Annotated in this window: 24 protein-coding genes and 1 pseudogene; 15 read left to right on the top strand and 10 right to left on the bottom strand. The window is 43.9% G+C overall.

Annotated features, from left to right (window positions below):
- The first annotated feature begins 480 nt into the window (after nt 1-480).
- From uppS to AC6RV6_RS19910, 3 genes are all read left to right on the top strand, one after another.
- Nucleotides 481-1,245 carry a polyprenyl diphosphate synthase gene (gene uppS / locus AC6RV6_RS19920; protein ID WP_500242626.1) on the top strand — a complete coding sequence of 255 codons (765 nt, stop codon included), beginning with the start codon at nt 481-483 and terminating at the stop codon, nt 1,243-1,245.
- A gap of 10 nt (nt 1,246-1,255) precedes the next feature.
- Nucleotides 1,256-2,863, top strand: coding sequence for a mechanosensitive ion channel family protein (locus AC6RV6_RS19915; RefSeq protein WP_500242625.1), 1,608 nt, complete (start codon nt 1,256-1,258; stop codon nt 2,861-2,863).
- A 352-nt stretch (nt 2,864-3,215) separates the two neighbouring features.
- A complete protein-coding gene (locus AC6RV6_RS19910; RefSeq protein ID WP_500242624.1) occupies nt 3,216-4,262 on the top strand; it encodes a GerMN domain-containing protein in 1,047 nt (348 codons plus the stop codon).
- 45 nt (nt 4,263-4,307) lie between these two features.
- On the opposite strand, the gene AC6RV6_RS19905 is transcribed toward AC6RV6_RS19910, so the two are convergent.
- A complete protein-coding gene (locus AC6RV6_RS19905) occupies nt 4,308-4,799 on the bottom strand; it encodes a GNAT family N-acetyltransferase (RefSeq protein WP_500242623.1) in 492 nt (163 codons plus the stop codon).
- 10 nt (nt 4,800-4,809) lie between these two features.
- Here AC6RV6_RS19905 and upp point away from each other — a divergent pair, with 10 nt between their 5' ends.
- Together upp and AC6RV6_RS19895 are read left to right on the top strand one after the other, a co-directional pair.
- Nucleotides 4,810-5,448, top strand: coding sequence for a uracil phosphoribosyltransferase (gene upp, locus AC6RV6_RS19900; protein ID WP_500242622.1), 639 nt, complete (start codon nt 4,810-4,812; stop codon nt 5,446-5,448).
- A 35-nt stretch (nt 5,449-5,483) separates the two neighbouring features.
- Entirely contained in the window at nt 5,484-8,687 is a 3,204-nt protein-coding gene (locus tag AC6RV6_RS19895; RefSeq protein ID WP_500242621.1) for an efflux RND transporter permease subunit, read from the top strand.
- A 6-nt stretch (nt 8,688-8,693) separates the two neighbouring features.
- Here AC6RV6_RS19895 and AC6RV6_RS19890 read toward each other — a convergent pair whose 3' ends face one another.
- The 3 genes from AC6RV6_RS19890 to AC6RV6_RS19880 are packed head-to-tail and all read right to left on the bottom strand — an operon-like array spanning nt 8,694 to nt 12,081.
- Nucleotides 8,694-9,386: an aspartate/glutamate racemase family protein gene (locus tag AC6RV6_RS19890; RefSeq protein ID WP_500242620.1), complete on the bottom strand. Its 693-nt coding sequence runs from the start codon at nt 9,384-9,386 to the stop codon at nt 8,694-8,696.
- Nucleotides 9,387-9,399: 13 nt separating this feature from the next.
- Nucleotides 9,400-10,251: a DUF928 domain-containing protein gene (locus AC6RV6_RS19885; protein WP_500242619.1), complete on the bottom strand. Its 852-nt coding sequence runs from the start codon at nt 10,249-10,251 to the stop codon at nt 9,400-9,402.
- Between the two features lie 9 nt (nt 10,252-10,260).
- On the bottom strand, nt 10,261-12,081 hold the full coding sequence (locus tag AC6RV6_RS19880) for a protein kinase domain-containing protein (RefSeq protein ID WP_500242618.1): 1,821 nt from the start codon (nt 12,079-12,081) through the stop codon (nt 10,261-10,263).
- A gap of 172 nt (nt 12,082-12,253) precedes the next feature.
- On the opposite strand from AC6RV6_RS19880, the gene AC6RV6_RS19875 reads away from it, so the two are divergent.
- From AC6RV6_RS19875 to arcC, 3 genes are all read left to right on the top strand, one after another.
- Nucleotides 12,254-12,532: a hypothetical protein gene (locus AC6RV6_RS19875; protein WP_500242617.1), complete on the top strand. Its 279-nt coding sequence runs from the start codon at nt 12,254-12,256 to the stop codon at nt 12,530-12,532.
- Between the two features lie 151 nt (nt 12,533-12,683).
- A complete protein-coding gene (locus tag AC6RV6_RS19870; RefSeq protein ID WP_500242616.1) occupies nt 12,684-14,030 on the top strand; it encodes a cyclic 2,3-diphosphoglycerate synthase in 1,347 nt (448 codons plus the stop codon).
- A gap of 10 nt (nt 14,031-14,040) precedes the next feature.
- The gene (gene arcC / locus AC6RV6_RS19865) at nt 14,041-14,958 is read left to right on the top strand and encodes a carbamate kinase (RefSeq protein WP_500242615.1); all 918 of its coding nucleotides are present in this window, start codon (nt 14,041-14,043) and stop codon (nt 14,956-14,958) included.
- A 46-nt stretch (nt 14,959-15,004) separates the two neighbouring features.
- Here arcC and AC6RV6_RS19860 read toward each other — a convergent pair whose 3' ends face one another.
- Both AC6RV6_RS19860 and AC6RV6_RS19855 read right to left on the bottom strand, forming a co-directional pair.
- Nucleotides 15,005-15,301, bottom strand: coding sequence for a type II toxin-antitoxin system RelE/ParE family toxin (locus AC6RV6_RS19860; protein WP_500242614.1), 297 nt, complete (start codon nt 15,299-15,301; stop codon nt 15,005-15,007).
- Nucleotides 15,298-15,534, bottom strand: coding sequence for an addiction module protein (locus AC6RV6_RS19855; protein WP_500242613.1), 237 nt, complete (start codon nt 15,532-15,534; stop codon nt 15,298-15,300). Before AC6RV6_RS19855 ends, AC6RV6_RS19860 begins: the two co-directional genes overlap by 4 nt.
- A gap of 141 nt (nt 15,535-15,675) precedes the next feature.
- Here AC6RV6_RS19855 and AC6RV6_RS19850 point away from each other — a divergent pair, with 141 nt between their 5' ends.
- The 3 genes and pseudogenes from AC6RV6_RS19850 to AC6RV6_RS19840 all read left to right on the top strand — a co-directional run.
- Nucleotides 15,676-16,065: a hypothetical protein gene (locus tag AC6RV6_RS19850; RefSeq protein WP_500242612.1), complete on the top strand. Its 390-nt coding sequence runs from the start codon at nt 15,676-15,678 to the stop codon at nt 16,063-16,065.
- A gap of 15 nt (nt 16,066-16,080) precedes the next feature.
- Nucleotides 16,081-18,765, top strand: coding sequence for a tetratricopeptide repeat protein (locus tag AC6RV6_RS19845; RefSeq protein ID WP_500242611.1), 2,685 nt, complete (start codon nt 16,081-16,083; stop codon nt 18,763-18,765).
- A gap of 163 nt (nt 18,766-18,928) precedes the next feature.
- Nucleotides 18,929-19,178, top strand: a pseudogene (locus AC6RV6_RS19840) (hypothetical protein); the annotation flags it as partial.
- A 296-nt stretch (nt 19,179-19,474) separates the two neighbouring features.
- On the opposite strand, the gene AC6RV6_RS19835 reads toward AC6RV6_RS19840, so the two are convergent.
- The 3 genes from AC6RV6_RS19835 to AC6RV6_RS19825 all read right to left on the bottom strand — a co-directional run bounded on the left by AC6RV6_RS19835 (nt 19,475) and on the right by AC6RV6_RS19825 (nt 21,226).
- Nucleotides 19,475-19,672 (bottom strand): hypothetical protein, encoded by a 198-nt coding sequence (locus AC6RV6_RS19835; RefSeq protein WP_500242610.1) that lies wholly within the window; start codon nt 19,670-19,672, stop codon nt 19,475-19,477.
- Nucleotides 19,673-19,741: 69 nt separating this feature from the next.
- A complete protein-coding gene (locus AC6RV6_RS19830; protein WP_500242609.1) occupies nt 19,742-20,914 on the bottom strand; it encodes an iron-containing alcohol dehydrogenase in 1,173 nt (390 codons plus the stop codon).
- Nucleotides 20,915-20,935: 21 nt separating this feature from the next.
- Entirely contained in the window at nt 20,936-21,226 is a 291-nt protein-coding gene (locus AC6RV6_RS19825) for an antibiotic biosynthesis monooxygenase (protein WP_500242608.1), read from the bottom strand.
- 158 nt (nt 21,227-21,384) lie between these two features.
- Between AC6RV6_RS19825 and AC6RV6_RS19820 the strand changes: the two genes are divergently transcribed.
- The gene (locus AC6RV6_RS19820) at nt 21,385-21,744 is read left to right on the top strand and encodes a response regulator transcription factor (RefSeq protein WP_500242607.1); all 360 of its coding nucleotides are present in this window, start codon (nt 21,385-21,387) and stop codon (nt 21,742-21,744) included.
- Between the two features lie 51 nt (nt 21,745-21,795).
- Here the strand turns inward: AC6RV6_RS19820 and AC6RV6_RS19815 are convergent, their stop codons facing one another.
- Nucleotides 21,796-22,299, bottom strand: a complete 504-nt coding sequence (locus AC6RV6_RS19815) for a chemotaxis protein CheW (protein ID WP_500242606.1) — start codon at nt 22,297-22,299, stop codon at nt 21,796-21,798.
- 261 nt (nt 22,300-22,560) lie between these two features.
- Here AC6RV6_RS19815 and rimP point away from each other — a divergent pair, with 261 nt between their 5' ends.
- From rimP to AC6RV6_RS19800, 3 genes are all read left to right on the top strand, one after another.
- Nucleotides 22,561-23,028: a ribosome maturation factor RimP gene (gene rimP / locus AC6RV6_RS19810; protein WP_500242605.1), complete on the top strand. Its 468-nt coding sequence runs from the start codon at nt 22,561-22,563 to the stop codon at nt 23,026-23,028.
- A gap of 70 nt (nt 23,029-23,098) precedes the next feature.
- Nucleotides 23,099-24,358 carry a transcription termination factor NusA gene (gene nusA, locus AC6RV6_RS19805; RefSeq protein ID WP_500242604.1) on the top strand — a complete coding sequence of 420 codons (1,260 nt, stop codon included), beginning with the start codon at nt 23,099-23,101 and terminating at the stop codon, nt 24,356-24,358.
- 127 nt (nt 24,359-24,485) lie between these two features.
- Nucleotides 24,486-24,788 carry a YlxR family protein gene (locus AC6RV6_RS19800; protein WP_500242603.1) on the top strand — a complete coding sequence of 101 codons (303 nt, stop codon included), beginning with the start codon at nt 24,486-24,488 and terminating at the stop codon, nt 24,786-24,788.
- Nucleotides 24,789-24,840 lie beyond the last annotated feature (52 nt).

Below are 24,840 nucleotides of genomic sequence, written 5' to 3'. Positions count from 1 at the left end.
AAAGCCGTCCTCCGCTCCGCTAAAGGACGGGGCTTTAGACCCAATTTTTTGGTAACGCACCATACAATTTCTAGAAGGCGATCGCGCAAACTCATTATTAGACCTCTCCGGGAAACCTGATTTCAGTACAGAATAATCAGCATTGCAGCCCTGTTTTTTCGAATTATCGGAGATGTCTATTGGGTTTTGGCGATCGCTTTCACTTCTGCAAGGGATAAATTTAAGGCTTCGGCAATTTGTTCGGGATGTAATCCCAAAACTGAGAGTATAAAATTTTAACGAGTGTTGCGCGATCGCATGGGTTGCAAAGTCAGGTAAAACGAAAAAGGAAGGAATTTCGGTTCGGGAAGAAGAATTTCGATAGTATAATCCCGTTAAGATTTGTTGCAAAAACGAACAAACGTTCCGAAAAATGGCTTCTTCTATTGAGGTTCATTCGATAAAAGTAGTCTATGGCTGGATCTTCACCGGGAAAATTCAATGATTGCCAAACAAAAAACACCGTTAGAAGTATTGCCTCCCGATCTCGATCGCGATCGCTTACCCAAGCATGTCGCGGCTATTATGGACGGGAATGGTCGCTGGGCCAAGCGTCAGGGAATGCCGCGAATTATGGGACACCGACGCGGAGTGTATGCGTTGAAGGATTTATTGCGGTGTTGTAAAGATTGGGGAATTCCAGCTTTAACTGTTTATGCCTTTTCGACAGAAAATTGGGGTCGTCCTCTCGAAGAAGTGGAATTTCTGATGACCCTATTCGAGAAGGTTTTACGGCGGGAATTGGCGGAAATGATGCAAGAAAATGTCAGAATTCGGTTTGTGGGCAATTTGGCGGCATTACCTCCTTCCTTACAAGAAGAAATCGCCCGCTCGATGGAGGATACTCAGAACAATCAAGATGTTGAATTTACCGTTGCGACGAACTATGGGGGGCGACAGGAAATTATCCAAGCATGCCGGGCGATCGCCATGAAGGTGAAAGCGGGGGAAATCGAACCCGAGGCGATCGACGAGGCAATATTTGAGGAACACCTGTACACTCACGATTTATCTCACCCTGACTTGTTAATTCGCACCAGTGGAGAAATGCGAATTAGCAATTTTCTCTTGTGGCAAATGGCTTATGCGGAGATTTATGTAACCGAAACGCCTTGGCCGGCTTTTGACCGAGAGGCATTCCACCAAGCACTTATCGATTATCAGCAACGGGAACGGCGTTTTGGTAAAGTTGGTAAAAAGATTTAATTCATCATTAATGTTCAAACAATTGAGAAATAAGGCGATCGCAGTTTTTTTAACCAGAATGGCTGTAGCGATCGCCCTCGTTCTTTGTCTCTCCATGCTTCCGGCTTTTGCCAATAGTGAGACAAAAGTTCCCGTCGTCCTCAATGGTCGCGTCGTCTTTGAAGTCGGGTCATTTGAGGAGTTTAGTGCTACCGAGCGTGCCGAATCTATTAACGATCGCTTAAAAGAGGTTGCCGATACCCAAAAGCCTTCGGAAGTTGTTATTGAAAGTCAAGATAAATTTGTTGTCATTCGGATCGGCGATCGCTATCTCTTGACGGTGACGGAACAAGATTTACGAGGAGGAAGAACACCCCGAGAACAAGCTCAATTTTGGGCGCGACGACTCCAACAAATTTTGCAAGAAGCGCAGAGGGAAAAACAACCGGAATATTTACGAAATCGAGCTATTTTGGGCGGAGCGATCGTATTAGTGGCGATCGCGCTACATTGGGCGTTCGGACGATTGTGGCACTATCTTCAAGAACAAATTATTGCCAGACGGGGAGAAGGAGAAAGACCTCGCGATACTCCTTCTAATTCAACATTATTTTTTAAATTAACGCTGTTATTAATTCGGGCTTGGTTGTGGGGAAGTGTTATTTTTTCCATTGCCGATCTATTTCCCCTTTCCCGTCAGTGGAGTTATGAAATTCGCGAGATTTTACGGATTAGTTTTACGTCTTCTTTTGTCACATTAGGCGATCGCGCTTATTCAATTATCGATCTGGCACTGTTATTATTGATGCTCTGGGGGACTTTTGTTGCGGTTGGAATCGCGATGAGATTATTGCGAACTCGCCTGCTACAATTAACCCGAATCGAACGGGGAGTACAAGAAGTTATTTCCGTTCTCCTGCGCTATAGTTTGCTTCTGATCGGAACAATTATTGTTTTACAAATTTGGGGCATTAATTTGAGTTCTCTCGCCCTATTAGGGAGCGCGATCGGGGTTGGGATCGGCTTGGGTTTTCAAGATATTGCCAAGAACTTTGCGAGTGGTTTGGTGTTACTCTTTGAGGGGTCGATTCAGGTAGGAGATTTTATCGAACTGGAAACGCAGATGGGAACGGTAGAAGAGGTCGGCGCTCGCAGTATTATTTTACAAACGTTGGATAAAATTTCGATTATTGTTCCCAACTCCCGCTTATTAGAAGATGAGGTGATTAATTGGACGCATTCTAATCCTGTTTCTCGCTTGCATATTCCTCTCGGAATTGCCTATGGAAGCAATCTCAATCAAGTTAAAAATATTTTATTACAAGCTGCACGAGAGCATCCAGATATCCTCTCTTCTCCGGCTCCCAATGTTATTTTTATCGGGTTCGGCGATAATTCTTTGGATTTTGAGTTGCTTGTTTGGAGTGCCGAGCCCAGTCGTCAGGTTGTTCTCAAAAGCGATCTCTATTTCCGCATTGAAGCGTTATTAAATCAAGAAGGAATTGAAATTCCTTTTCCGCAGCGAGATTTGAATTTGCGATCGCAGAATCTCCCGATTCAACTTTCTCCTCAACTCGAACAAGGGATTTTAAAGTTTTTGGAAGGGCGATCGAGTTCGGATCGCGAGCGCCCCAACTAAAAAACCGCCTTGCTGTATAGTTTACTTGAACTATTTTAAATAATAATATCAAGCCAAAGTTATTATCGATCCGGAAACAGGGAATTTTCGTGCGATTAGAGTTGATGAGAAAGCAGGATTCAAAAAAATTAAATTGCTTCCTCAATACGAATACCATGAAGGAAAGTGGCACGATCGCTAATTGATGAATTTTTGTAACGATTAATTGACTTTTGCATCTCGATCGCCGCGAAACTCAATTGCTCAGAAATCAAAGTCAGTTTAAATATCTACACAATTCGCGATCGCATTCCCCCACTTTTTTCTACAGTAGAAGAAGGCTCGTCAACTTAAGACTAGGGTAAATTCAGTCATGTCCCGTCCCCACCAATTATCCATACTTGCTTCCAGTTTAACTATCACTTTGCTCGTGATTGCTGCTTGCGCCCAAAAACCTGCAAATCAAGAGACTCCCGAGCCTGCATCAACGTCTCCTACAGCCGAATCCACCCAAGAAGAGACTAACGAGAATGGAACTGATGCACCACCTATTGCTCAAGCCAATCAAAGCACGAAAAATCAATATCGCGTTAAGGTATATTTTCCTAAGAATGGCAATATCGAATCCGTTGTACGAGAAACGAATAATCAAGGAGTTGCCAAGTTTGCGATCGCGCAGTTGGTACAGGGACCCGCAGACAGCGAGAAACAAAATGGGTTAAAAAGTGCGATCGCGTTACAGGGAAGTTCTAATTGCGGGGCGGATTTTGCGATCGCGATCGAAGAAAAAGTAGCAAAGTTACGCTTTTGTCGCGAGGTCGTTTCCGAGAAAAATCCTCAAGTTAATCAAGCGATCGAAGCAACATTAAAACAATTTTCTACCGTCGAGAAAGTCGCTATTTTAGATCGAAATGGGAACTGTTTGGAAACCGGGGATAATACTTGTTTGGAACAAGTCCAACCGCCCAATAAATTAACCTTAACGGGACTGGGTGGAGTAGAAATCGGTATGACCATTGAAGAAGCCAGCCAAAAAACAGGAATTCAGTTTGTTAATAACCCGAGTGGTGGAGAAGAACACGGTTGTTTCTACTATAAAGCCGCTCAAGAACCGCAAGATGTTTACTATATGGTAACAGAGGGAAAAATTTCTCGGATTGAAGTGAATACCAAGAAGATTACGACCTTAAGCGGGGCAAAAATTGGCGATACAGAGGAACGAATTAAAGCACTCTATCCGGGGAAAATTGAAGAAGAAGGCCATGAATACGTCCCCGGTGGGAAATATTTGATTTTTGTACCAGAAGATGATTCTAATCAAAATTATCGTGTTATTTTCGAGACGAATGAAAAAGGTATTGTGACGTTAATGAGAAGCGGTAAAACTCCGGAAGTGAGTTGGGTCGAAGGTTGCGTTTAACCAAAATAATGAGGAAAACCTCAATCACACGGATCTTGGCGAATGTTATGAGCGATCGCGGTACTCATGCTCTAATATTGATAGAATATAAAGAGACTCAAAGCCATTTTTTCCCTGAATACTCTCTCGGAACTTTCCTTCAATCGTAAATCCTTCCGTTTCGTATAAATGTTTTGCCCGTTGGTTAAAATCTTTGACATCCAACCAAAGACGATGAGCATTATATTCCTCAAATGCCAATTTTTTAAGCAATTTTAATGTTTCTCGTCCATATCCTTTCCCTTTTTGCGCGATCGCGAGTCGTCTCAGGAACAAACATTGATGGGGATTTTGCAAACCTTCTAAAATAAAATAACCTAATAACTTCTCATCCGCGATCGCTTCAATGATACCGTGAAAGATATCAGGGTTAGAAAAAGTCCCTTGATGCTGTTCTAAGCTCCATTGCAAGATATAGGGACGGTTTTCGCGATCGTCTTCGACGGTTAAAACAAACTCTAAATCTTCGGCTCGCGTTTTCCGTAAATTAATTCTCATTTTAACTCTCGTGACCTTTGCACCAATTACCATTATCGATCATCCTCTCGTTCAACACAAATTGACCTTAATGCGTCAAGTCGAAACGAGTACGGCAAAATTTCGTCAATTACTGAAAGAAATTGGCATGTTATTAGCTTATGAAGTGACTCGCGATTTGCCGATCAAATATGCAGAAATACAAACACCTCTGATCAAAATGAAAGCACCTATGCTGGCCTCAGATAAGAAGTTAGCGATCGTTTCTATTTTACGAGCAGGACAGGGACTTTTAGATGGCATGTTAGAATTAATGCCTTCGGCAAGAGTCGGTCATATTGGCTTATATCGCGATCCCAGCACCCACGTTGTCGTTGAATACTATTTTAAATTGCCCCACGATATCGAACATCGAGATATTTTAATTGTCGATCCCATGATTGCTACGGGAAATTCTGCAGTTGCAGCGATCGATCGCGTCAAAGAATATCATCCCCAGTCTCTCAAATTAATCTGTTTGGTCGCAGCACCGGAAGGATTAAAATATTTTCAACAAGAACATCCCGATATTCCTATTTATGCGGCAGCTATTGACGATCGCCTTGACGATCGCGCTTATATTTTACCCGGTTTGGGAGATGTTGGCGATCGGCTTTATGGAACAAAATAGCAATAGATTAGAAAATGGAATATCTGTAAATTCTTATGTTGGACGAATCCCCCTCAAAATTCATTCCTTCCTCTCTTAAATCCTCTTTAAGAAGAGTTTCCGGGACATCCATCAGCGCGATCGCCATTCGCAGACATATCGGCACGTTAATGCTGGCGATCGCATTAATTGTTATCGGTCTTTTCTTCATTTCTCGGTTGCAAGTGGATCTCCTCCCTGCAATTACCTATCCGCGCATTGGCTTGCGTGCGGAGGCGACAGGCATCTCTCCCCAAGTGGCCGTAGAGGAAGTCACAAAGCCCCTAGAAGAGGCACTCAGCGCCACGGAAGGGGTCGTACAGATCTTTTCCCAAACCCGCGAAGGCCGCATCAGTATCGACCTCTTTTTTGAACCGGGAGGGGATATCGACCAAGCCTTAAACGACGCAACAGCAACGCTTAACCGCGCCCGCGATCGCATCCCCGATATCGTGGAAGAACCGCGCTTATTTAAGTTTGACCCCTCCCAACTTCCTATTTATGAATTTGCGCTAGAATCTTCGCTTTTATCTGATGTAGAATTAAGAACTTTTGCTGATGAGGAATTCAGCCGAGAATTGGGAGTTGTTCCCGGTGTATCCGGGGTAGATGTTTCGGGAGGACTGCAAGAAGAAATTCGCGTTAATATCGACCTCAACCGCTTACAAGCTTTGGGAGTCAGTTTACAAGATGTTTTAGATGCGTTGCAAGAACGCAATCAAGATATTGCTGGAGGACGATTGCAAGGAGAAGCCGGAGAACCTTTAACGCGGACAGTAGGACGCTTTCATAGTGTAGAAGAATTACGAAATTTATCCTTAGAAATTGAGAATGATTCTAATCCAATTTTAGGACGGCGGCGTATTTATTTGCGAGATGTTGCTGAGATTATTGACGGCAGTGAAGATCGGCGGGTTTTCGTAACCTTAAATGGAGAACCAGCCGTTAAAGTTAGCATTCAAAAACAACCCGATGCCAATACAATTGATGTGGTTAATAAGGTCAAAGAACGCCTAGAATTTTTACGAGAAGCAAACGTCATTCCCGCAGAAATGGAAATGATTACGACTTTGGATGAATCTCGCTTTATTCAAAATTCGATTCGCAATGTCGTCCAAGCAGGATTAACAGGGACAGTTTTGGCCGCGATCGCAGTATTTATCTTTTTAGGTTCTCTCCGACAAACTTTAATTATTGTCACAGCAATTCCCCTCGCCACCCTGACAGCGATCGTATTAATGAAACTCTTTGGTTTATCGATTAATGTCTTTAGTTTAGGAGGATTGGCATTAGGGGTAGGAATTGTGGTGGATAATTCCATTGTTATGTTAGAAAATATTGCCGAAGGTTTGGGAACAAGTCCAGAAATGAGCCAACGCGATCGCTTTTCTGCTCGAGATGTGATTGAAATAGCACAAATGCGATCGCAGCAAGTGGAATCGGCTTTAATTGCTTCAACTGTAACCAATCTGGTTGCTGTTTTACCGTTTTTGCTCATCGGTGGTTTTATTTCTCTCCTCTTTAACGAACTGATTTTAACCATTAGTTTTGCAGTCAGTGCCTCTTTGATTTTAGCCTTGACTCTCGTCCCGATGTTAGCTTCTCGTTTACTCGCGATTCCTACCCAAAGCGATATCAAAGAATTTTGGTTTTTTCGTCAGTTCAATCATTACTTGTCCGGATTAAAACTGAACTATACTCGTTTGCTATCCCAAGCAATTCGCTTTCGCATTCTGGCAATTCTTCTTGCCTTTCTCATCTTAGGTGGAGGAAGTTGGTGGATGCAGGCTAAAATTCCTCGGGAAATTCTACCGCCAATTAACACCGGACAAGCGCGATTTTTTGCTCAATTTCCTCCCGGAACAACCTTAGAAACCAATAAAAAAGTAACAAATGCAGTCGATCGCATTCTCATGGAACAGCCGGAAACCGACTATATCTTTACCACAGTAGGAGGATTTCTGTTTGGAAATTTGACCATTTCTAATTTATTGAGAAGTTCCAGTACAATTACCGTTAAACCCAATACAAACTTGCCTGCATTTATCGATCGCATTAACACGGAATTTCAACAATTAAACTTAGTGAATACTCGTTTGCGTTTAGTTCCCGAACGAGTCCGAGGAATTATCTTATCGAATTCTCCTCTTTTTCGCTCTGATATTGATATTATGCTGCAAGGAAATGATGAAAAAATTCTCGAACAAACAGGAAAAAGAGTTTTAGAAATATTGGATGAAAACGCAAAACTCACTCGTTTTAATCCTGATGCTGATGCCCCGCAACCCGAAATTCGTATTCTCCCTCAGTGGGAAAGATTGGCAAATTTAGGACTGAATACAGAGGATATTGGAGAAACTATTCAAACCGCCATTCAAGGAACAATTCCTACGCAGTTACAGCGCGGCGATCGCTTAATCGATATTCGCGTACAATTAGGGGAAGATTATCGCCAGCGTATCGAGCAACTGTCGCAAATTCCCTTATTTACAAATAATAATCGCCCAGTTCGTTTAGAAGATGTGGTAAAATTGGAGAAAGGCAATGCCCCTGCTGAAATTCAACGCATTAACCAGCGTCAAGTATTTTTGATTGCAGGAAATTTAAATGAGGGAGCGAGTTTAAGTGCGGCGATCGCAGAAATGAATGCTGTTTTAGACACTATCGAATTACCTTCAGGGGTGCGATTTTTACCCAGTACCGCAGCCGATAGCAATCAACAGTTACAAAATTCATTAAAATTATTAGGAGGATTGGCGGTCTTTTTAGTCTTTGTCGTGATGGCAGTTCAATATAATTCTCTGATCGATCCCTTTGTGATTATTTTAACCGTTCCTCTCGCTTTAGCAGGAGGTATTTTAGGATTGTATATTACACAAACTGCGATCGGAGCAACAGTGTTAGTCGGTGCAGTTCTCTTAGTCGGAATTGTCGTGAATAATGCAATTGTTATGGTAGAATTGGCCAATCAAATTCGCCAAGAATATAATTGCGATCGCACTACCGCAATTTTACAAGCAGCCTTCCAAAGATTGCGACCTATTTTGATGACGACTATTACCACAGTTTTAGGCTTATTTCCCTTAGCATTAGGACTGGGAGAAGGTTCAGAGTTTTTGCAACCCTTGGGAATTGTCGTCTTTTCTGGTTTATCTGTGGCTACACTATTGACGCTATTTGTTATTCCTTGTTTTTATGTTTTATTGCATCCTTCTCGATAATTCAATTTAATGCAAAGCATATTCAACAGCGGTTCTTGCGTGAATTTCCGTCGTGTCGAATAAAGGAATAGCAATATGCTGTTGTTGAATCAATAAACCAATTTCCGTACAGCCTAAAATGATGCCTGCTACACCGCGATCGTGCAATTTTTTGACAATTTTCAAGTATTGAAATCGCGAAACTTCATGTAAGATTCCCAAACAAAGTTCCTGATAAATAACCTGATGAATAAATTCACGTTCATCGGAAGTAGGAAGAAGAATATCAAGATTGTATTTTGTAATCAATCTGCTTTTATAAAAATCTTCTTCCATTGTAAACTTTGTACCAAGCAATCCGATCGTTTTTAACTCTTGTTTTTGAATTTCCATCCCGGTTGCATCGGCGATATGGAGAAAAGGAATCGCGATCGCATTGTCGATAATATCTGCTAATTTGTGCATAGTATTGGTACACAGGATAATAAAATCTGCCCCAGCTTTTTCTAAGGCGATCGCAGCAGAACTTAAAATTTCCCCAGCTTTCTGCCAATTTCCTCGATGTTGCAATAGTTCGATTTCCGCAAAATCAACAGAGTATAAAATACTTTTAGCAGAATGTAAACCTCCTAATTTTTCCTTGGTGATTTCGTTAATTAGTCGGTAATATTCACCTGAAGATTCCCAACTCATGCCACCAATTAAGCCAATTGTTTTCATGCTAATTTCTCCTCTATTCTTCTCGAATCATTGTTGAACAACACGGTAAAAGAGAGGCTCGATGAATTCGGCTATCTTGACCGAATTCTTGTTGCAATACTCTTTTCCACGCTTCTCGAAAGAAAGGCGATCGCTGTCGGTTTTCTGCCAAAAGTGCAAAAAAATCGTACCATAATCCCGCTTCGCCATATAATGCTAATTGAGTTGGTAAAGAGGCGCGATCGATCTGAGATTGTAACTGAGGAGAAAGGGCAATGCGCTTAATTATACCTGATGTAAATCCCGATCCACTATGATCGTTGGGATCGCAAATTAGAGAGAAATGCCATTCATAAGTTTTTCCTGCTTCTAAAGCAATGGGCGTAGAGAGGCGAATGATACCAGAATTTACAGGTAAAGATAATTTGCTATAATATAATTCTTGTGTCCTACCATTTTCAAGATGCTCGACGATAACAAAATCAAAGCTTAAAGCATTATTTTTGGGAACATAAATAAACATTGAAGGAAAAGGCATACTCGTTAAACCTCCACGTCGATTATGATCTACAGGCATTGCATTTCTACCACCTCGACACTTTATTGTCTCAACACAACTTCTAATTTTCTTATTTGTGCTTTGCTGTCTTGAAAAATTGTACAATTTTGGAATAATAGAAGTTAGAAACGGTAAGTTTTCAGCATATCTAATACAAGGACAGCGACTTCCACCACCTCCCAAGCGTAGTTCTCCGATCGCTTCATCTGGAGGAATAAAATTAATCCGATCGTCTACTTCAGAAAATACAGGAATAGATGTACGGAAAATAAATCCTAGAGTCAAGAGAAATAGTGTTAAAGTGCGATAAAAATGATCCATAGCCATTACCAATTATCAATTACTCATTGTCCAAAGCGAAATTGTACTTTTTCCACCTCCAGCTATCATATTTCCAGCCGGACTAAACGCAACTGTATAGATTTCTTCAGAAGTATACCCCAATCCTGATAATTCTTCCCCGGTTTTAACTAACCAGAGTTTAATACCATCACCACCGCCACTCACGAGCAATTGACCGTCTGGACTAAATGCGAGAGAGTAAACCTTGCTTAAATGCCCAGAAAATCTTTGTAATTGTTTCCCCGATCGCACAGACCACAAAGATATCTTGCGATCGGCGCTTCCTGTTGCCAGCAATGTACCATCTGGACTAAATACCACGGCATTTAACCAATCTTCATGACCGACAAAAGTATACAATAATTGTCCTGTTTTCACATTCCATAGTTTCGCAGTGTTGTCACAACTCGCACTAGCGGCAATATTACCTAATGAGCTAAAAGCTACGCAATTCACATAGCCTGTATGTCCTGTTAAAACTCGTAATACTTTACCTGTTTTTGTCGATCGCGCTATTACGGTATTCTTATCACCCGTACTCACTAAAATTCGTCCATTAGCACTAAAATCCAGAGAATCCACAGAACTCGAGTAACCGGAAATCGTTTGTGTTTCTCGTCCCGAGGCGATCGACCACAATTTAATTGTTTTATCCCCACTACCACTCGCTAGCACTTGACCGGTGCGATCGAAAGCGATCGCATTGACCCACGTCGAATGTCCCGTCAGGGTTTGTAAGAGTTTTCCCGTCGATAGAGACCATAATTTAATCGTGCCATCTCGACTGCCACTCGCCAGCATTTTTCCTTTGGGATTAAAAGCAAGAGAATAAATGTGATGTTCGTGTCCTGTTAATTCTCTTGCTTTTTTCCAAGTGGATTTTGGGAGAACTTCGCGATCGGATTCTGGCGGCGGACAGACAGGAATCGTCGGATCGTCAGGGACGGGATGCAAATCTTGGAGGATTTCGTCTACCGACTGGTAGCGTTGTCTGCGGGTGCTTTCCACCATTTTGTCGAGAATATAGCCTAATTCTGCACTGACCGTGGCAATGTTGCGATCGCGCCACATCCAAATCTCTTCTTCCGTATCGTAGATATCCAAAGGATCCAGACCCGTTAACAAACACAAACAAGTGACCCCCAAGCTATAAATATCGCTGGCGTAAAGCGGTTTGCCTAAAATTTGTTCGGGAGGAGCATAGCCCATCGTACCAATTACCGTTCCGGTTCCGATTAATGAGGTTGTACGATTGGCCGTCGCCGCGCCAAAATCAACTAAGACTAATTCTCCCGTGTTGCGCTGAATAATATTTTCTAATTTAATATCGCGATGAATGACTTTATGTTGGTGAATAAATTGCAAAACTGGGAGTAAACTATCAAGAAAACTGCGAATTTTTGCTTCGTCAAACTTGCCTTTTTCTTTGAGAACCGTATCGAGATTTTCTCCGGCGATAAATTCTTGAACCAAATATTGTTCTTGGTCTTGATAAAAGTGTGCGAATAAGTTAGGAATTTGTGGATGAGTTCCTAACTCATCCAAACGGGCTGCTTCTCGAGCAAATAATTCTGAGGCTTTACTCAGGGTTTCGGGATCTCGCGCTTGAGGAGAAAATTGTTTGATGACACAATGGGGTTTTGAGGGTTTATCTTCATCGATCGCCAGAAAAGTCTTGCCAAAACTCCCGGAACCGATGGGTTTCAGCGCCCGATAGCGATCGCGTAACAAGAGTTTTCCGCCGCAACTCTGACAAAAATTGACAGTTTCTGAGTTTTCAGGGTTCTGACACTGAGGATTCAAGCAATAGCTCATGGAAAGAGAGTCGAGAAATAAGGGAACTCTATAGATTAAGAGTTCTTTTCTCAGCCTAGCAAACCCCCCTGAAAAACCCTTAAATTCAGTAATTTTGCTTAATTTCCTTATCGGGAATTAATTATCATACTCCTGTAGTCAACTCTGGTGTATTTATTGCCAAGGAACAATTATGGTTAAAACGTTTGTGTTTGTAGCGATCGGTTTGGCGATCGCCTTACTGATAACGCTAACGGCTGCACCCGCGCCAGCAAACTCGACAGATCCAGCAGTGTATGCGTGGGAATACCTCAGACCGGGAAGCGATCGCCTCGTTTGCCAAAAAATCTCTCTTCACCTCAAATCTCTCCCACCAACAACGACCACTCAAAGTCAGCCTATTCATACTCGGTCTCAAATTGTGCGCGATCGCTTCTGTGCCGATTTGACAAAACCGATCGATCGTCCCTAAATAGGTAGAAAATAATTTCTTGATTTACAAAAGTTTCTGTGTAAAACTTTACACTTTCACCTTTTGTTTAGAGCCTTTCGCTAGACTAAAACTATGGGGATCGATTTAAACGAGATCGCCAAAAGTTTTCTTTCCGGTGGAGGTTTTTGTCATGATTCGCGATCGAAACCGCACAAAAGTTCTCATTATGGGGGCAGCAGGACGAGATTTTCATAACTTTAATCAGGTTTACCGCGATCGCTCCGACGTTGAAGTGGTTGCCTTTACCGCCGCCCAAATTTCTGGAATTGCCGGGCGGCGTTATCCCGCTTCTCTCGCGGGATATTTGTATCCAGAAGGGATTCCCATCGTCGAAGAAAACGAGATGGATCGCCTCTGTCGCCAACACGCGATCGATCGCGTCGTTTTTGCCTATAGCGACGTTCCCCATGCCGAGGTCATGCACTTGGCTTCTCGGGCGATGGCTGCCGGGGCGGATTTTCTGCTATTGGGTCCCGAACAAACGATGTTACAGGCAACCGTTCCCGTAATTGCGATCTCTGCGGTTCGCACGGGTTGCGGGAAATCGCAAACCACTCGCTGGCTCTCGAAATTATTGCGTCAAGAAGGGCTGCGCGTGGCTGTCATTCGCCATCCCATGCCCTATGGCGACTTAGAACGCCAAGCCGTACAACGGTTTGCCCAACGCAAGGATCTAGAAGCCGCTCGCTGTACCGTGGAAGAGCGAGAAGAATACGAACCTCACTTAGAAATAGGTAACATCGTCTATGCCGGAGTAGACTACGGCCAAATCGTGCGCCGCGCCGAAGCAGAAGCCGATGTCATTCTCTGGGATGGGGGTAATAATGACTTCCCCTTCATTCGCCCGGATTTACATTTAGTACTGGTAGATCCCCTCCGTCCCGGTCACGAGTCCACCCATCACCCCGGAGAGGCTGTATTGCGTATGGCAGATATTATCCTCGTAGCAAAGGTAGACTCGGCCTCGGCTGCGGATGTCCAGAAAGTTTCCGATGCCGCACGCCAGATTAACCCCGATGCAGTTATTCTACGAGCCGCCTCTCCTATTCGCTTAGATAATCCCGAGTTGGTGCGCGATCGCATTGCCCTCGTGATTGAAGACGGTCCCAGCACCACTCATGGGGGAATGCCCTACGGTGCGGGCTATGTGGGAGCAACCCGCGCCCATGCCGCGCAAATTGTCAATCCGCGTTCCTTCGCCGTCCCAGAAATTGCGGCACTCTACGATCGCTATCCTCACATTGGCAATATTCTCCCGGCAATGGGCTATTCTGCGGCACAATTGGAGGCTTTGCGCCACACGATTAATGCGACCCCCGCCGATGTTGTCGTCGCGGCCACTCCGATCGATCTGGCGGCTTTGATCCAAGTCAATAAACCCGTCATTCGCGCCCGTTACGAATTCGCCGAAGCCAGTACCCCCGGTCTCGGTCATTATATTCATCACTTTATCGCCAAGATATCCGTCAAAGTTTAAGGGGGTTGTCATGAAAATCGTGCTTGCTCTCGGCGGCAACGCCTTACTCAAACGAGGGGAACCGTTAGAAGCAGAGGTGCAGTTGCGGAATATTCAGGTTGCCGCTCGCGGGATCGCGGCGATCGCTCGGGAGCATACCGTTATCGTCACTCATGGCAATGGTCCGCAAGTGGGGTTGCTGGCGTTGCAGGCAGAGGCGTATCAGGAGGTGCAGCCCTATCCTTTGGATGTTTTGGGGGCGGAAACCGAGGGAGCGATCGGGTATTTATTGGAGCGAGAATTACAAAATTGTTTGCCCGATCGCCAAGTGGCTACTTTATTAACTCAGGTGGAAGTCGATCGCCAAGATCCGGCTTTTGCTTGTCCTCGCAAGTTTATCGGCCCGGTTTATACCCCGGAAGAGGCGCAAAAACTGGCTCGCGATCGCGGCTGGGCGATCGCGCCGGATGGGAATGCCTACCGTCGCGTCGTCCCGTCTCCAGAACCCAAGCGCATACTAGAGTTAACGGCAATTCGGCTCTTGCTGGCGGCGGGGGTTTTAGTGGTTTGTGGGGGAGGGGGTGGCATTCCGGTGACGGTTGATGCGATCGGTACGATTCGCGGCGTTGAAGCGGTGATTGATAAGGATTTAGCTGCGGCTTTATTAGCGCAACAAGTGAGAGCCGATTGGTTGTTATTGCTCACGGATGTGGATGCAGTTTATGCGAACTGGAATGAGGCGAAAGCGCAACCTTTGGGGCGGGTAACGGCGAAACAACTGCGGTCTTATCATTTTGCACCGGGATCGATGGCACCTAAAGTAGAGGCGGCCTGTCGTTTTGTGGAGCAATTTGGGGGTCGCGGGGCGATCGGTCGATTGGAGGATGCTGGGGCTATTCTCGCCGAACAAAAAGGAACTCAAATTTTTGGCGATCGCGCTTCCTTTTAGACATATTTTGGTGCGGCTGCGATCGCTTTAATACAACCCATAAAAGTTATTGTAATAATCGATTTGTCCAATAATTGGGTTTGCGTTGCCAGTGCATCACAGCAATAATTACAAGTTGTTCTTCCTGAATTTGATAAATAATGCTGTAGGGAAAACGGCTCATGCGACAGCGCCTTGTATTCACAGATAATAAAGACCAAGCCTCTGGAAATGCCTGAATTCTCTCGACAGCCCGTTCAAATTCATCTAAAAAGGCTTCACCCAACGAAATGCTAATATTATCGTAATAGTTAATTGCTTCCTCTAATTCTTGCCTTGATGACGGATGAAAACGATATATCATTGTTGGTGTCTCGATCGCAATTCTTGGATGACTTGTTGACTGGGAAGCGATCGCACTTGACCGTCAGTCAGTTCTAATACTCGTTTTTCTGCTTCTTCAGCCCAAGCTGCATCAATTTCACGCTGTTCTGCTGAATCAAGACTTGTTAATAATTGTTCTGCTAACATAGCTCGCAAATTCGGAGAGAGTGCGATCGCAGCACTAAAAATGTCATCGTAAGTTGCATTAATCATAACGTTATAGCGTGGATTTTTAGAGATATTCTCATTTTAACGCGATCGCGCTTCCTTTTAGACATATTTTGGTGCGGCTGCGATCGCTTGCCAATCGGGAAAAGTTTGCGCTACAACTGAGGGAGATTTTGGCAAGTTATTATGTTACCTCTCGCAGCAAAAATTATCGAACTTGTTTTTGAAACCGCGATCGCAACGGGGGCGACCCAAGCAACGGAAGGGGCGATCGCACAAGGGAAAGCACTATGGCAGAAGATTAAGGCGCGTTTTCAAGGTCAACCGCAATTACAGCAGGCTTTGGAGGAGGCTGAAAAACAACAGTCGCAAGAAATTTTGGAGGCTGAGATATTGACTCCTTTGGCTGAAGAAATGCAACGCGATCGGGCTTTTGCGGAGGAAATTGAAGCACTTTATCGAGAAATCGAGCAACTTCGGCAGGAAGGCGATAAGATTTCTATGACAGGGACTTCCCATGATGAAAGTACCCTCAAAATGGTGGGTAAAATTGAAGCGAAAGAAGTCAATTTTTAAACTCTGGGATAAATAATGACGGAAGAGAATCCCAATTCTGTAAATATGGATGCGATTGCCCAAGATAAGAGTAACTTCAATCAGATCGCAAACCTTAAGGCAGATACAGTTAATATTGGCACAGGTTCAGATCGAGAAACTTCCTATCGGGAAACTTCCGCGAGAAACAATGAGGGCGATCCTTATAAAAGGCTCGCCTATTGGCAAGGACGAAAGGAGGAGATTGCCAAAATAAATCAATGTTTAGCCGATCCTAATATTAGTTTAATTGGGATTCATGGGGTCGGGGGTGCAGGAAAATCGACTCTTGCAACGAAAATCTTTATAGAACAAGAACAATCAAATCGCTATTGGCGAGATGTTACTTTTAGGTCTGATTTTGCAGAATTAGCGCAGGATATTTTAAATAAGTTTGGCAGACCAATTCCCGAAGAGTTAAACAAACTTGGCGAACCGATTACCAAAGAAAAAGAATTGATCGGGGCATTAATTAAATGTTTGCAACAGGAACATTGTTTTCTGGTTATTGATAATTTAGAAAGTCTGCTTGAAAGGAATAATCGTCAGTGGAATAATGAATTTTATCAGGAATTTTTTAGGCGCTGGCTCGAACATGGTGAAAATAGTACGATTTTGGTGACGACGCGGGAACAGCCAGATTTAAACGGGTTTAATGAGTGGATTCCTTTGAAAGGTTTAAAAGTAGAGGAAGGCGTTCAATTATTGCAAGATTCAGGAATTCGGGGTGATTTAATAGCATTTTCTCAATTAGTTGATGGGCATCCTCTAATATTGCATTTAGTAGCAGATTTTCTTCGTAGTAATTATCGTCAAGATCCAGATTTAAAATGGTTTCCGGCATTAGGGACGTTGCGAGAGTTGTTAAGAAATCCGGAGATCAAAGGGCAGCATCGTCAGCAAGAAATCGCGATCCAGTTCGTTTTTGAGGAAAGTTTTGAGCGCTTGAGTGAAATTCAGAAAGAACTTTTGTTAAATACTAGCGTTTATCGAAGGGAATTCGATACAGAAATGGCTGAGGCTGTTTTAGGCAATTGCAAAGAAGATAGTCAAAATATTGAGGCAGAGTTGAAAAATTTAGTTAAACTGTCTTTATTAGAAGAAAGATTAAGCGATCGGTATTTCTTTGAGTTTCAGCCTGTTATTTTGGAGTATATACGCGACAAGGTTGAGAAGAGACTGACCGCGCATTATAGAGCAATAGATTATTATCGTTCCCAATTTAAACCTGTAGAGAAACAAGAAGATATTAGAGGATATCGAGAAATCGTTTATCATTATTTGCAACTGAAAAACTATGATACTGCTTTTGACACCATTCGACAAATTGACGAGTTTTTGACTTTACAAGGACTGGCGACAATTCGGATTGAATTATACGAACCTTTAGCTCGGGTTTGGAAACAAAAAAACGCTAAGCAAAATAGGAGATATGGTGCAAGTCTAATGGTTTTGGGAAATGTCTACACTTCCTTGGGAAAGTATAAAAAAGCGAGAGATTACCACCAGCAGTCTTTAACTATCGCAAGGGAAATCAGCGATCGCTCTGGTGAAGGAGGTTCTTTATGTAACTTAGGAAATATCTACAATTCTTTAGGAGACTATGAAAAAGCTATCAACTATTATAAACAAGCTCTTACAGTTTTAAAGTTAATAAAGCATAGCGAATTCATTGCTAATACGCTTATGGGTTTAGGAAATGTCTACAATTCCTTGGGAGAATATGAAAAAGCGAGAGATTACCAGCAGCAGTCTTTAACCATCGCAAAGGAAATCGGCGATCGCCGTGGGGAAGGGAAATCTCTGGGCAATTTGGGAAATGTCTACAATTCCTTGGGAGAGTATGAAAAAGCAATAGATTACTACCAGCAGTCTTTAACGATTAAAAGGGAAATCGGCGATCGCAGTGGGGAAGGGATTTCTCTGGGCAATTTGGGATTAGTCTACTATTCCTTGGGAGAGTATGAAAAAGCGAGAGATTACCACCAACAGTCTTTAACGATTACAAGGGAAATCGGCGATCGCAGTGGGGAAGGGATTTCTCTGGGCAATTTGGGATTAGTCTACTATTCCTTGGGAGAGTATGAAAAAGCGAGAGATTACCACCAACAGTCTTTAACGATTACAAGGGAAATCGGCGATCGCAGTGGGGAAGGGATTTCTCTGGGCAATTTGGGATTAGTCTACTATTCCTTGGGAGAGTATGAAAAAGCGAGAGATTACTACCAGCAGTATTTAACCATTGCTAGGGAAATCGGCGATCGCAGTGAGGAAGGGAAATCTCTGGGCAATTTGGGAAGTATTTATGCAGGTTTAGGACAATTTTTAACAGCAATTGAATATCACGAAAAATCCTTAATTATTAAACGAGAAATTGGCGACGAAAGAGGCGAAATGAACTCGCTTCAATCTCTCGGGCATTTATATCTCAAGGTGGGTAGAATCCAAAAAGGGATTGTTGCAAGTATTCAAGCCTTAGCAATTTCCCGAAAGTTAAACTTACCGCTTAAGGTGCAACCTTATCCCAATTGGCTGAAATCTTTGATACGATTTGCTCAACGCAGTAAATTGCATCTCGTTTTATGTTTTATCCTTGGTTTTATTGCTTCTCCTGCGATTTTAATCTGGATTATCGGGGGTTTTCTTGTTGCATTGATTCTCGCTCCCTTCTATCGAAAATGATACGAGAGAACCTCAAATCCATAACTTTTGCGTTAATCCTAAATGGGGGTTGCTGATAAAAAGGGAAAAGGTTGCTCCGCAAGGGCTAGAGGAGAAAAATCCAGAAATCAAAGGGAGGAAAAAGAGGTAAAATGGTAAAAATCCTTGTATTTTTCAGCAGAAAATGTACCGAAAAATTGAGAAAGCTGAAAAGATCGTAGAAACATTTGAACTGCCCTTTGAGGGAAAGTTATGTGAAGAAAATCGATGGGTAATAATGTCAAAGCTCATCCCGTTCTTACTTGGTTGGATATGGCGAGGAAACCTCGCCATCCCCCAAGCGCTGGGCAGAATTTGAAGAGGAATATGCCCAAAATTTCTCAGAGGAAATGGGAGCACCAGCAAAACCATTGAGGAAAGGATTATCGATAATCCCAGATTATGATTTCTCACTTCTAAAATGCGATCGCCCTCTCCCCCAATTTTTTTCTAACTTTTTCAGCAAACCCTAATTAGATTCTATTTCTAGGGCGCGATCGTAGCTTTCAAATCCTCCAGCACGTCCTCATCTCCTCGCACCGCCCGACAGCCGGATCCTCCGGTTGTAAAGGCGCAGGAGTAAAGGAATTATACATCTCATCGAGGAGAGCTTCCATTTCTGCGGAGGTAAACATAGTACGACGCAATCTGTAGACGACTGATTTGGGTGAAAATATTTGGGTGAAAAAATCTAATTGGGAAATCTTTTGGGTGAATGAATTTTAGCTTGATAAAATACTCTCCGCAAATTAACCAAACTTTGACGAATTTGAGACAACTCGAATAATGCTTGCATTTGTTCCCCATGAATTAACTCCACGCGATCGCTCAAATCAATCAATACGGGATATTCTTCCTCCGTCAGCGTCTCATCTTGACGTTTTTTCACCAACTCGCGATCCTGCTCGCGATCCTCTCAAATAATAGCAAACTCCTGCGATATTTTACTAAACTTGATTTAAAGTCTAGCTTCAACTAACAATTGAATTTCCTCGCGTCTCAATTCAATTGGATTATTCCGATTGCGAGTTTTATCCAAAATTTTCCCTAAATCTTTTTTCTCAATACCATATTCTCCCAAACGAGGGATTTCTAAAAGTTCCGTCCATTCCGCTAAAATATCGACTAAAACATCGCAATAATAAGGAATACTTTGCCCGGTTTTTCCTGAAAGTAATTCTCCGAGTTTGGCCATTTTAATAGCTGCCGGATTATTGCGATCGCGCTCTTTTATCGCTTGCCAATTCACCCGCACCGCCGCCGCCATTAAAGTCCCGCAAACTACTCCATGAGGAATGGGAAAAAATCCCCCAATGGGAGAAGCCAAACCATGCACGATTCCCAATCCTGCATTAGCCAAAGCGATCCCCGACATCAGTGAAGCACAAGCCATTTTTTCTCGCACGGCAATATCTCTCGCACCTTCTCCATAAGCAGGGAGTAAATTCGCCGCGATCGCTTCTAACCCTCCCCAAGCGATCGCATCGGTAAAAGTCGAAGCTGTCGGAGAAAGATAGGGTTCGAGAAGTTGAGTCAAAGCATCCATTCCGCAAGCCGCCGTCACGGAACGCGGACAAGAAACAAGTAATTCCCCATCAACAATAACCGCATCGGGAATTAAATTTTCATGGCGCAAAGATTTTTTATAACCATTTTTGCCAACTTCACTAATAACCGCATTTTTGGTGACTTCTCCTCCCGTTCCCGAAGTCGTGGGAATGGCAATATAAGGCAATTTAACTCCGCTATGAGGCATTCCTTTTCCTACCCCTTCGAGATGGTCGAGAAGGGAATTTTCGTGGGGAAGCATCGCCGAAATCGCTTTCCCCATATCAATAACACTTCCGCCCCCAATTCCCACCACCGCATCGATCGCCTCAGTGCGTTTTTCGTGGCAAATGCGATCGATTTCCGGGGTCGTAGGTTCCCCCGTACAAGTAATAGTTTGCTGGGCAATGCCCTCTTGACTTAAAATACTTTCAATCTCGGATAACTTTCCCGATTCTGCCAAAGATTGGCGACCGATAACCAACAAAATATTCTGACTGGAAAATTTAGCCAGAATTTCCGGCAACTTTTTGAGATTTCCCGCCCCAAAATAAAGCGGTGGAACTTTAGCGAAATTAAACATAATGCGATCGCAACTAAAAATTTAGGGCGCAATAACAGTGTAAGAAATTCCTTTACGAGGTTCGGCCATCCAAGAGGCGACTGTTTCTCGCCAAGTCTGGTAATGTGCCGTTTCTTTATGAGCCTTGGGACCCGCCTCATTCTCATAGGCTTCATATAAAATAAACTGGCTCGGATCGTTCGGGTCTTGCAAAATATCAAAACGGCAATTTAACGGCTCTTTGATTGAATTCTCGTGATTGATTTGAGTCGCTTTGATAAAATCTTCGATATTTTCCGGCTTGACGGATACATGAACGCAGGTAACAATCATTGTTTTCTCTCCTCGATCGCAAAACTCATTGATAAGGTATAGTCTCGCATCGCTTAACTTTTTAGATAAATTTTACCGGAAAAACCGGGTAAACTAAAAAAGTAAAGACTCCTCCAGTTTCTCCCCTCAATTTCTTAACGCGCATTTTCCAAAAACTTATGAAAACTGCTCTCGTTGTTGAAGATAGCAAAACCGAACAAGAATTCATGAACCGCACCCTCACCCAAGCAGGTTGGCAAGTGGTCATTGTCTCCGATGTAGATGATGCTCGCGGGAAAATGGCAAGCGGAAAACCCGATGTTATCTGTCTGGATGTCATTCTCCCCGGTCAAAGTGGTTTTGAGTTTTGCCGGGAACTGAAACTCAACCCCGAGACCAAAAATATTCCCGTGATTATCTGTTCGACCAAAGGCACAGATGTCGATCGCACTTGGGGAACCATGCTCGGTGCCGATGCCTATTTAGCGAAACCCATCGATCCCGAAGAATTGAAAAAAACAGTCGATCGCTTAAGTTAACTTGGAGATTAATGGTGACTGGTGACTGGTGACTGGTGACTGGTGACTGATTTAAGCGTTGGGGTAAAGCAAGGAATGGGTTGCAAGGGAAACATCCAAAAGGAAAATCGGTCTTTTTTCCGCTTCTGTTTCCGTTGCTTGTTTCTCGTTAGATTGCCAAAGGGCAACATATTGAGCCAAACGACCGAGATTAGACTGACGCGAGGAAGTCGGCATTTCCTGTACCGTCGCGAGAGACAAATCCATCGCCGTAGGGAGTTCATCAATTTCGATACCGCACAACTGTTCGCGATTATTGCGAATGAGAATGAGATATTTTCCCGCACGAGGGCGGCGATCGCCCTTCTCCCATTCCTCGAGAATCCAGATTAAGTTTAATAACAATACCGTTTCCCCTTCAATTTCCAACAAACCCACATCGTCAAAACCTTCATCGAGTTCGGGAGGTCGGGGAATAATTTTCAGAACGGCTTTGAGGGGAAGGGCAAACAAATAATGATTCACCGCAAAAACGATAACGCGGACGGTTTGCGGCTCTCGGAGGGTCTTGCTCATGGGAAAGAGTCTCTCGGAAGGGAAAAGGCGATCGCGAACTCATCAACTCTAGCAAAACGCCAGCAGTTGCCACAAAGAAGAATTTGACTTATCATCAAGAGAAAGAGATGGCTTCCGTCGCGAAGTCATCACCAATGACCAAACATCAATTAAAACGTTTGGAAAAGTGGGTGAGACCCGCTTTTTTTTGTTGGCTTTATCTCTTGTGAATTTATTTTTTTGAATTCATCTTGTTGATTTTATTCAGTTGATTTTGTCATCGTGACTCATCCTCTCATTCCTCAAATTCTCGAACTGGCCGCGTCCATCGCCGAACAACTGGAACTGGACGTAGCAGGAGCCGTTTATCAAACCAACCAGAATCCTCCCATTTTGCGCGTGAATATTCGCAACCCTAACGGCGATATCAGCTTAAAAGATTGCGAGGGGATGAGTCGCGCTCTCGAAGAACGTCTCGATGCGATCGAACTCATTCCCAATGCCTACGTGTTAGAAATTTCTAGCCCCGGACTTTCTCGCCAACTAACAAGCGAGCGAGACTTTAGCACCTTTAAAGGCTTTTCCGTCCTCGTTAAAACCCATACTCCTTTTAAAAAGAAAAAAGAATGGCAAGGACGGCTTCAGGGTCGCGACGAAACCCACATTCATCTCAATCAAAAAGGTCGAGCGATCGCCATTCCCCGAGAAGCGATCGCAGAAGTCGAACTTTGGGACAAGGATGAGGGGTGACAAATTCTCCCCCACTTCCTCAACGCCCCACTACCCCAACCCCCAACCCAATATATAAGGAGATATCCCCGTGTCCCTAGTCAGTTTGCCAGGACTCAAAGAAATGCTTGAAGAGATTAGCGCTCAATATCACCTCCCCGAAGAAGACGTGCAAGAAGCCCTGCAAGAAGCCCTTCTCAAGGGTTACGAACGCTATCGCCGAGCGCAACAACTGGAAAAACGCATTCAATTTAGCGAAGACTATTTCGATAATTTCGATGTCGAACTCGATACAGACGAAGAAGGGTTTCGCATCCTCTCCACCAAAATCATCGTCGAGGAAATCGAAAATACCGATCATCATATTGCCCTTGAAGAAGTGCAAAGTTTGCTGACCGAAGAACAAGACAGCCCTGAAGAAGCCTTTGTCCCAGAAGTTCAACTCGGAGAAGCCGTGGTCTTGGACGTTACCCCCGACCAAAAAGAATTCGGACGGATGGCCGCCATTCAAACCAAACAAGTTCTCTTGCAAAAACTGCGCGATCGCCAGCGCAAAATGATTCAAGATGAATTCAAAGACCTCGAAGGAACCGTTCTCCCCGCCCGGGTGTTGCGCTTTGAACGCCAGTCCGCGATCGTGGCCGTAACAAGCGGTTTTGGCAAACCGGAAGTCGAGGCAGAACTTCCCAAACGCGAACAATTGCCCAACGATAACTATCGCGCGAATGCCACCTTTAAAGTCTTCTTAAAAAAAGTTAAAGATGGAACCCATCGCGGCCCTCAACTCCTCGCCTCCCGAGCGGCGGCCGGTCTGGTGGTCGATTTATTTGCCACAGAAGTCCCAGAAATTGAAGATGAGGTTGTTCGCATCGTCGCCGTCGCCCGAGAAGCCAGTCCTCCCTCTCGTCATGTCGGGCCTCGCACCAAAATTGCCGTTGATACCCTCGAACGAGATGTAGATCCCGTTGGAGCCTGTATTGGAGCCCGAGGCTCTCGCATTCAAGCCGTTGTCAACGAATTGCGCGGTGAAAAAATCGATGCCATTCGCTGGTCTCCCGATCCTTCCACCTATATCTCGAATGCTCTCAGTCCTGCTAAAGTCGATGAAGTGCGCCTCGTGGATGCGGAAGAACGTCAAGCCCTTGTCTTAGTCCCAGAAAATCAACTCAGCCTCGCCATTGGCAAAGACGGTCAAAACGTTCGCCTTGCCGCTCGTTTGACCGGCTGGAAGATTGACATTAAAGATACCGCCACCTTTAAAACCGAACAAGCCGTCCGGGAAACAATGCCCGAACCCGAGCCGATCGCCGAATTTGAAGCCGAAGGAGAAGCGATCTCCGAAGAATTATAGCAATGGCCGCTCTTGCGAAAGACGAATAAATAAAAGATGCCCCTCAAACCGAAAAAAATGAGAAAATCAAAGTAGTGTTTCTCTAATGCCAGCCCGGGTGACGTGAAGGAGGAAAGGAGGATAATTTTTGAAACCGAACCTGCGCCGCTGTCTAGCCTGTCGAAAAATTGCCCCCAAAAGCTACTTTTGGCGAATTGTTAGACAAGTAGGTGATGATATCCATCCCGAGCAAACGGTACAATTAGATCGAGGGATGGGTCGGTCTGCCTACCTCTGTCCCCGACGCGACTGCCTCGAGGCAGCCCAAAAGAAAAACCGATTGGCGCGATCGCTCAAAGCCAACGCGCCCCAAGAAGTCTACCAAGACATCTATCAAACCCTTCGCTCGCGCCTGGCAGCGAACGAAGAACTCAATCCCAGTCCACCTTAACCCCTAAATACAATGAGAGCCAGCAATGTTTAATCCACCCTTACACCCAAAT

This window comes from Spirulina sp. LEGE 11439 (assembly GCF_059821285.1).
The sequence above is the reverse complement of the archived record's forward strand: the minus strand, read 5'-3'. Positions and strand labels throughout refer to the sequence as shown.

What these genes read in the sequence shown, in the direction of transcription:
- AC6RV6_RS19845 (WP_500242611.1), top strand. Translation starts at nt 16,081, where the DNA reads ATGACGGAAGAGAATCCCAATTCTGTAAATATGGATGCGATTGCCCAA.
- AC6RV6_RS19850 (WP_500242612.1), top strand. Translation starts at nt 15,676, where the DNA reads ATGTTACCTCTCGCAGCAAAAATTATCGAACTTGTTTTTGAAACCGCG.
- AC6RV6_RS19910 (WP_500242624.1), top strand. Translation starts at nt 3,216, where the DNA reads ATGTCCCGTCCCCACCAATTATCCATACTTGCTTCCAGTTTAACTATC.
- AC6RV6_RS19825 (WP_500242608.1), bottom strand. Translation starts at nt 21,226, where the DNA reads ATGATTGTTACCTGCGTTCATGTATCCGTCAAGCCGGAAAATATCGAA.
- AC6RV6_RS19905 (WP_500242623.1), bottom strand. Translation starts at nt 4,799, where the DNA reads ATGAGAATTAATTTACGGAAAACGCGAGCCGAAGATTTAGAGTTTGTT.
- AC6RV6_RS19885 (WP_500242619.1), bottom strand. Translation starts at nt 10,251, where the DNA reads ATGGCTATGGATCATTTTTATCGCACTTTAACACTATTTCTCTTGACT.
- AC6RV6_RS19815 (WP_500242606.1), bottom strand. Translation starts at nt 22,299, where the DNA reads ATGAGCAAGACCCTCCGAGAGCCGCAAACCGTCCGCGTTATCGTTTTT.
- AC6RV6_RS19890 (WP_500242620.1), bottom strand. Translation starts at nt 9,386, where the DNA reads ATGAAAACAATTGGCTTAATTGGTGGCATGAGTTGGGAATCTTCAGGT.
- AC6RV6_RS19820 (WP_500242607.1), top strand. Translation starts at nt 21,385, where the DNA reads ATGAAAACTGCTCTCGTTGTTGAAGATAGCAAAACCGAACAAGAATTC.
- AC6RV6_RS19895 (WP_500242621.1), top strand. Translation starts at nt 5,484, where the DNA reads ATGTTGGACGAATCCCCCTCAAAATTCATTCCTTCCTCTCTTAAATCC.
- uppS (WP_500242626.1), top strand. Translation starts at nt 481, where the DNA reads ATGATTGCCAAACAAAAAACACCGTTAGAAGTATTGCCTCCCGATCTC.
- AC6RV6_RS19855 (WP_500242613.1), bottom strand. Translation starts at nt 15,534, where the DNA reads ATGATTAATGCAACTTACGATGACATTTTTAGTGCTGCGATCGCACTC.
- arcC (WP_500242615.1), top strand. Translation starts at nt 14,041, where the DNA reads ATGAAAATCGTGCTTGCTCTCGGCGGCAACGCCTTACTCAAACGAGGG.
- AC6RV6_RS19880 (WP_500242618.1), bottom strand. Translation starts at nt 12,081, where the DNA reads ATGAGCTATTGCTTGAATCCTCAGTGTCAGAACCCTGAAAACTCAGAA.
- AC6RV6_RS19870 (WP_500242616.1), top strand. Translation starts at nt 12,684, where the DNA reads ATGATTCGCGATCGAAACCGCACAAAAGTTCTCATTATGGGGGCAGCA.
- AC6RV6_RS19915 (WP_500242625.1), top strand. Translation starts at nt 1,256, where the DNA reads ATGTTCAAACAATTGAGAAATAAGGCGATCGCAGTTTTTTTAACCAGA.
- AC6RV6_RS19860 (WP_500242614.1), bottom strand. Translation starts at nt 15,301, where the DNA reads ATGATATATCGTTTTCATCCGTCATCAAGGCAAGAATTAGAGGAAGCA.
- AC6RV6_RS19830 (WP_500242609.1), bottom strand. Translation starts at nt 20,914, where the DNA reads ATGTTTAATTTCGCTAAAGTTCCACCGCTTTATTTTGGGGCGGGAAAT.
- AC6RV6_RS19875 (WP_500242617.1), top strand. Translation starts at nt 12,254, where the DNA reads ATGGTTAAAACGTTTGTGTTTGTAGCGATCGGTTTGGCGATCGCCTTA.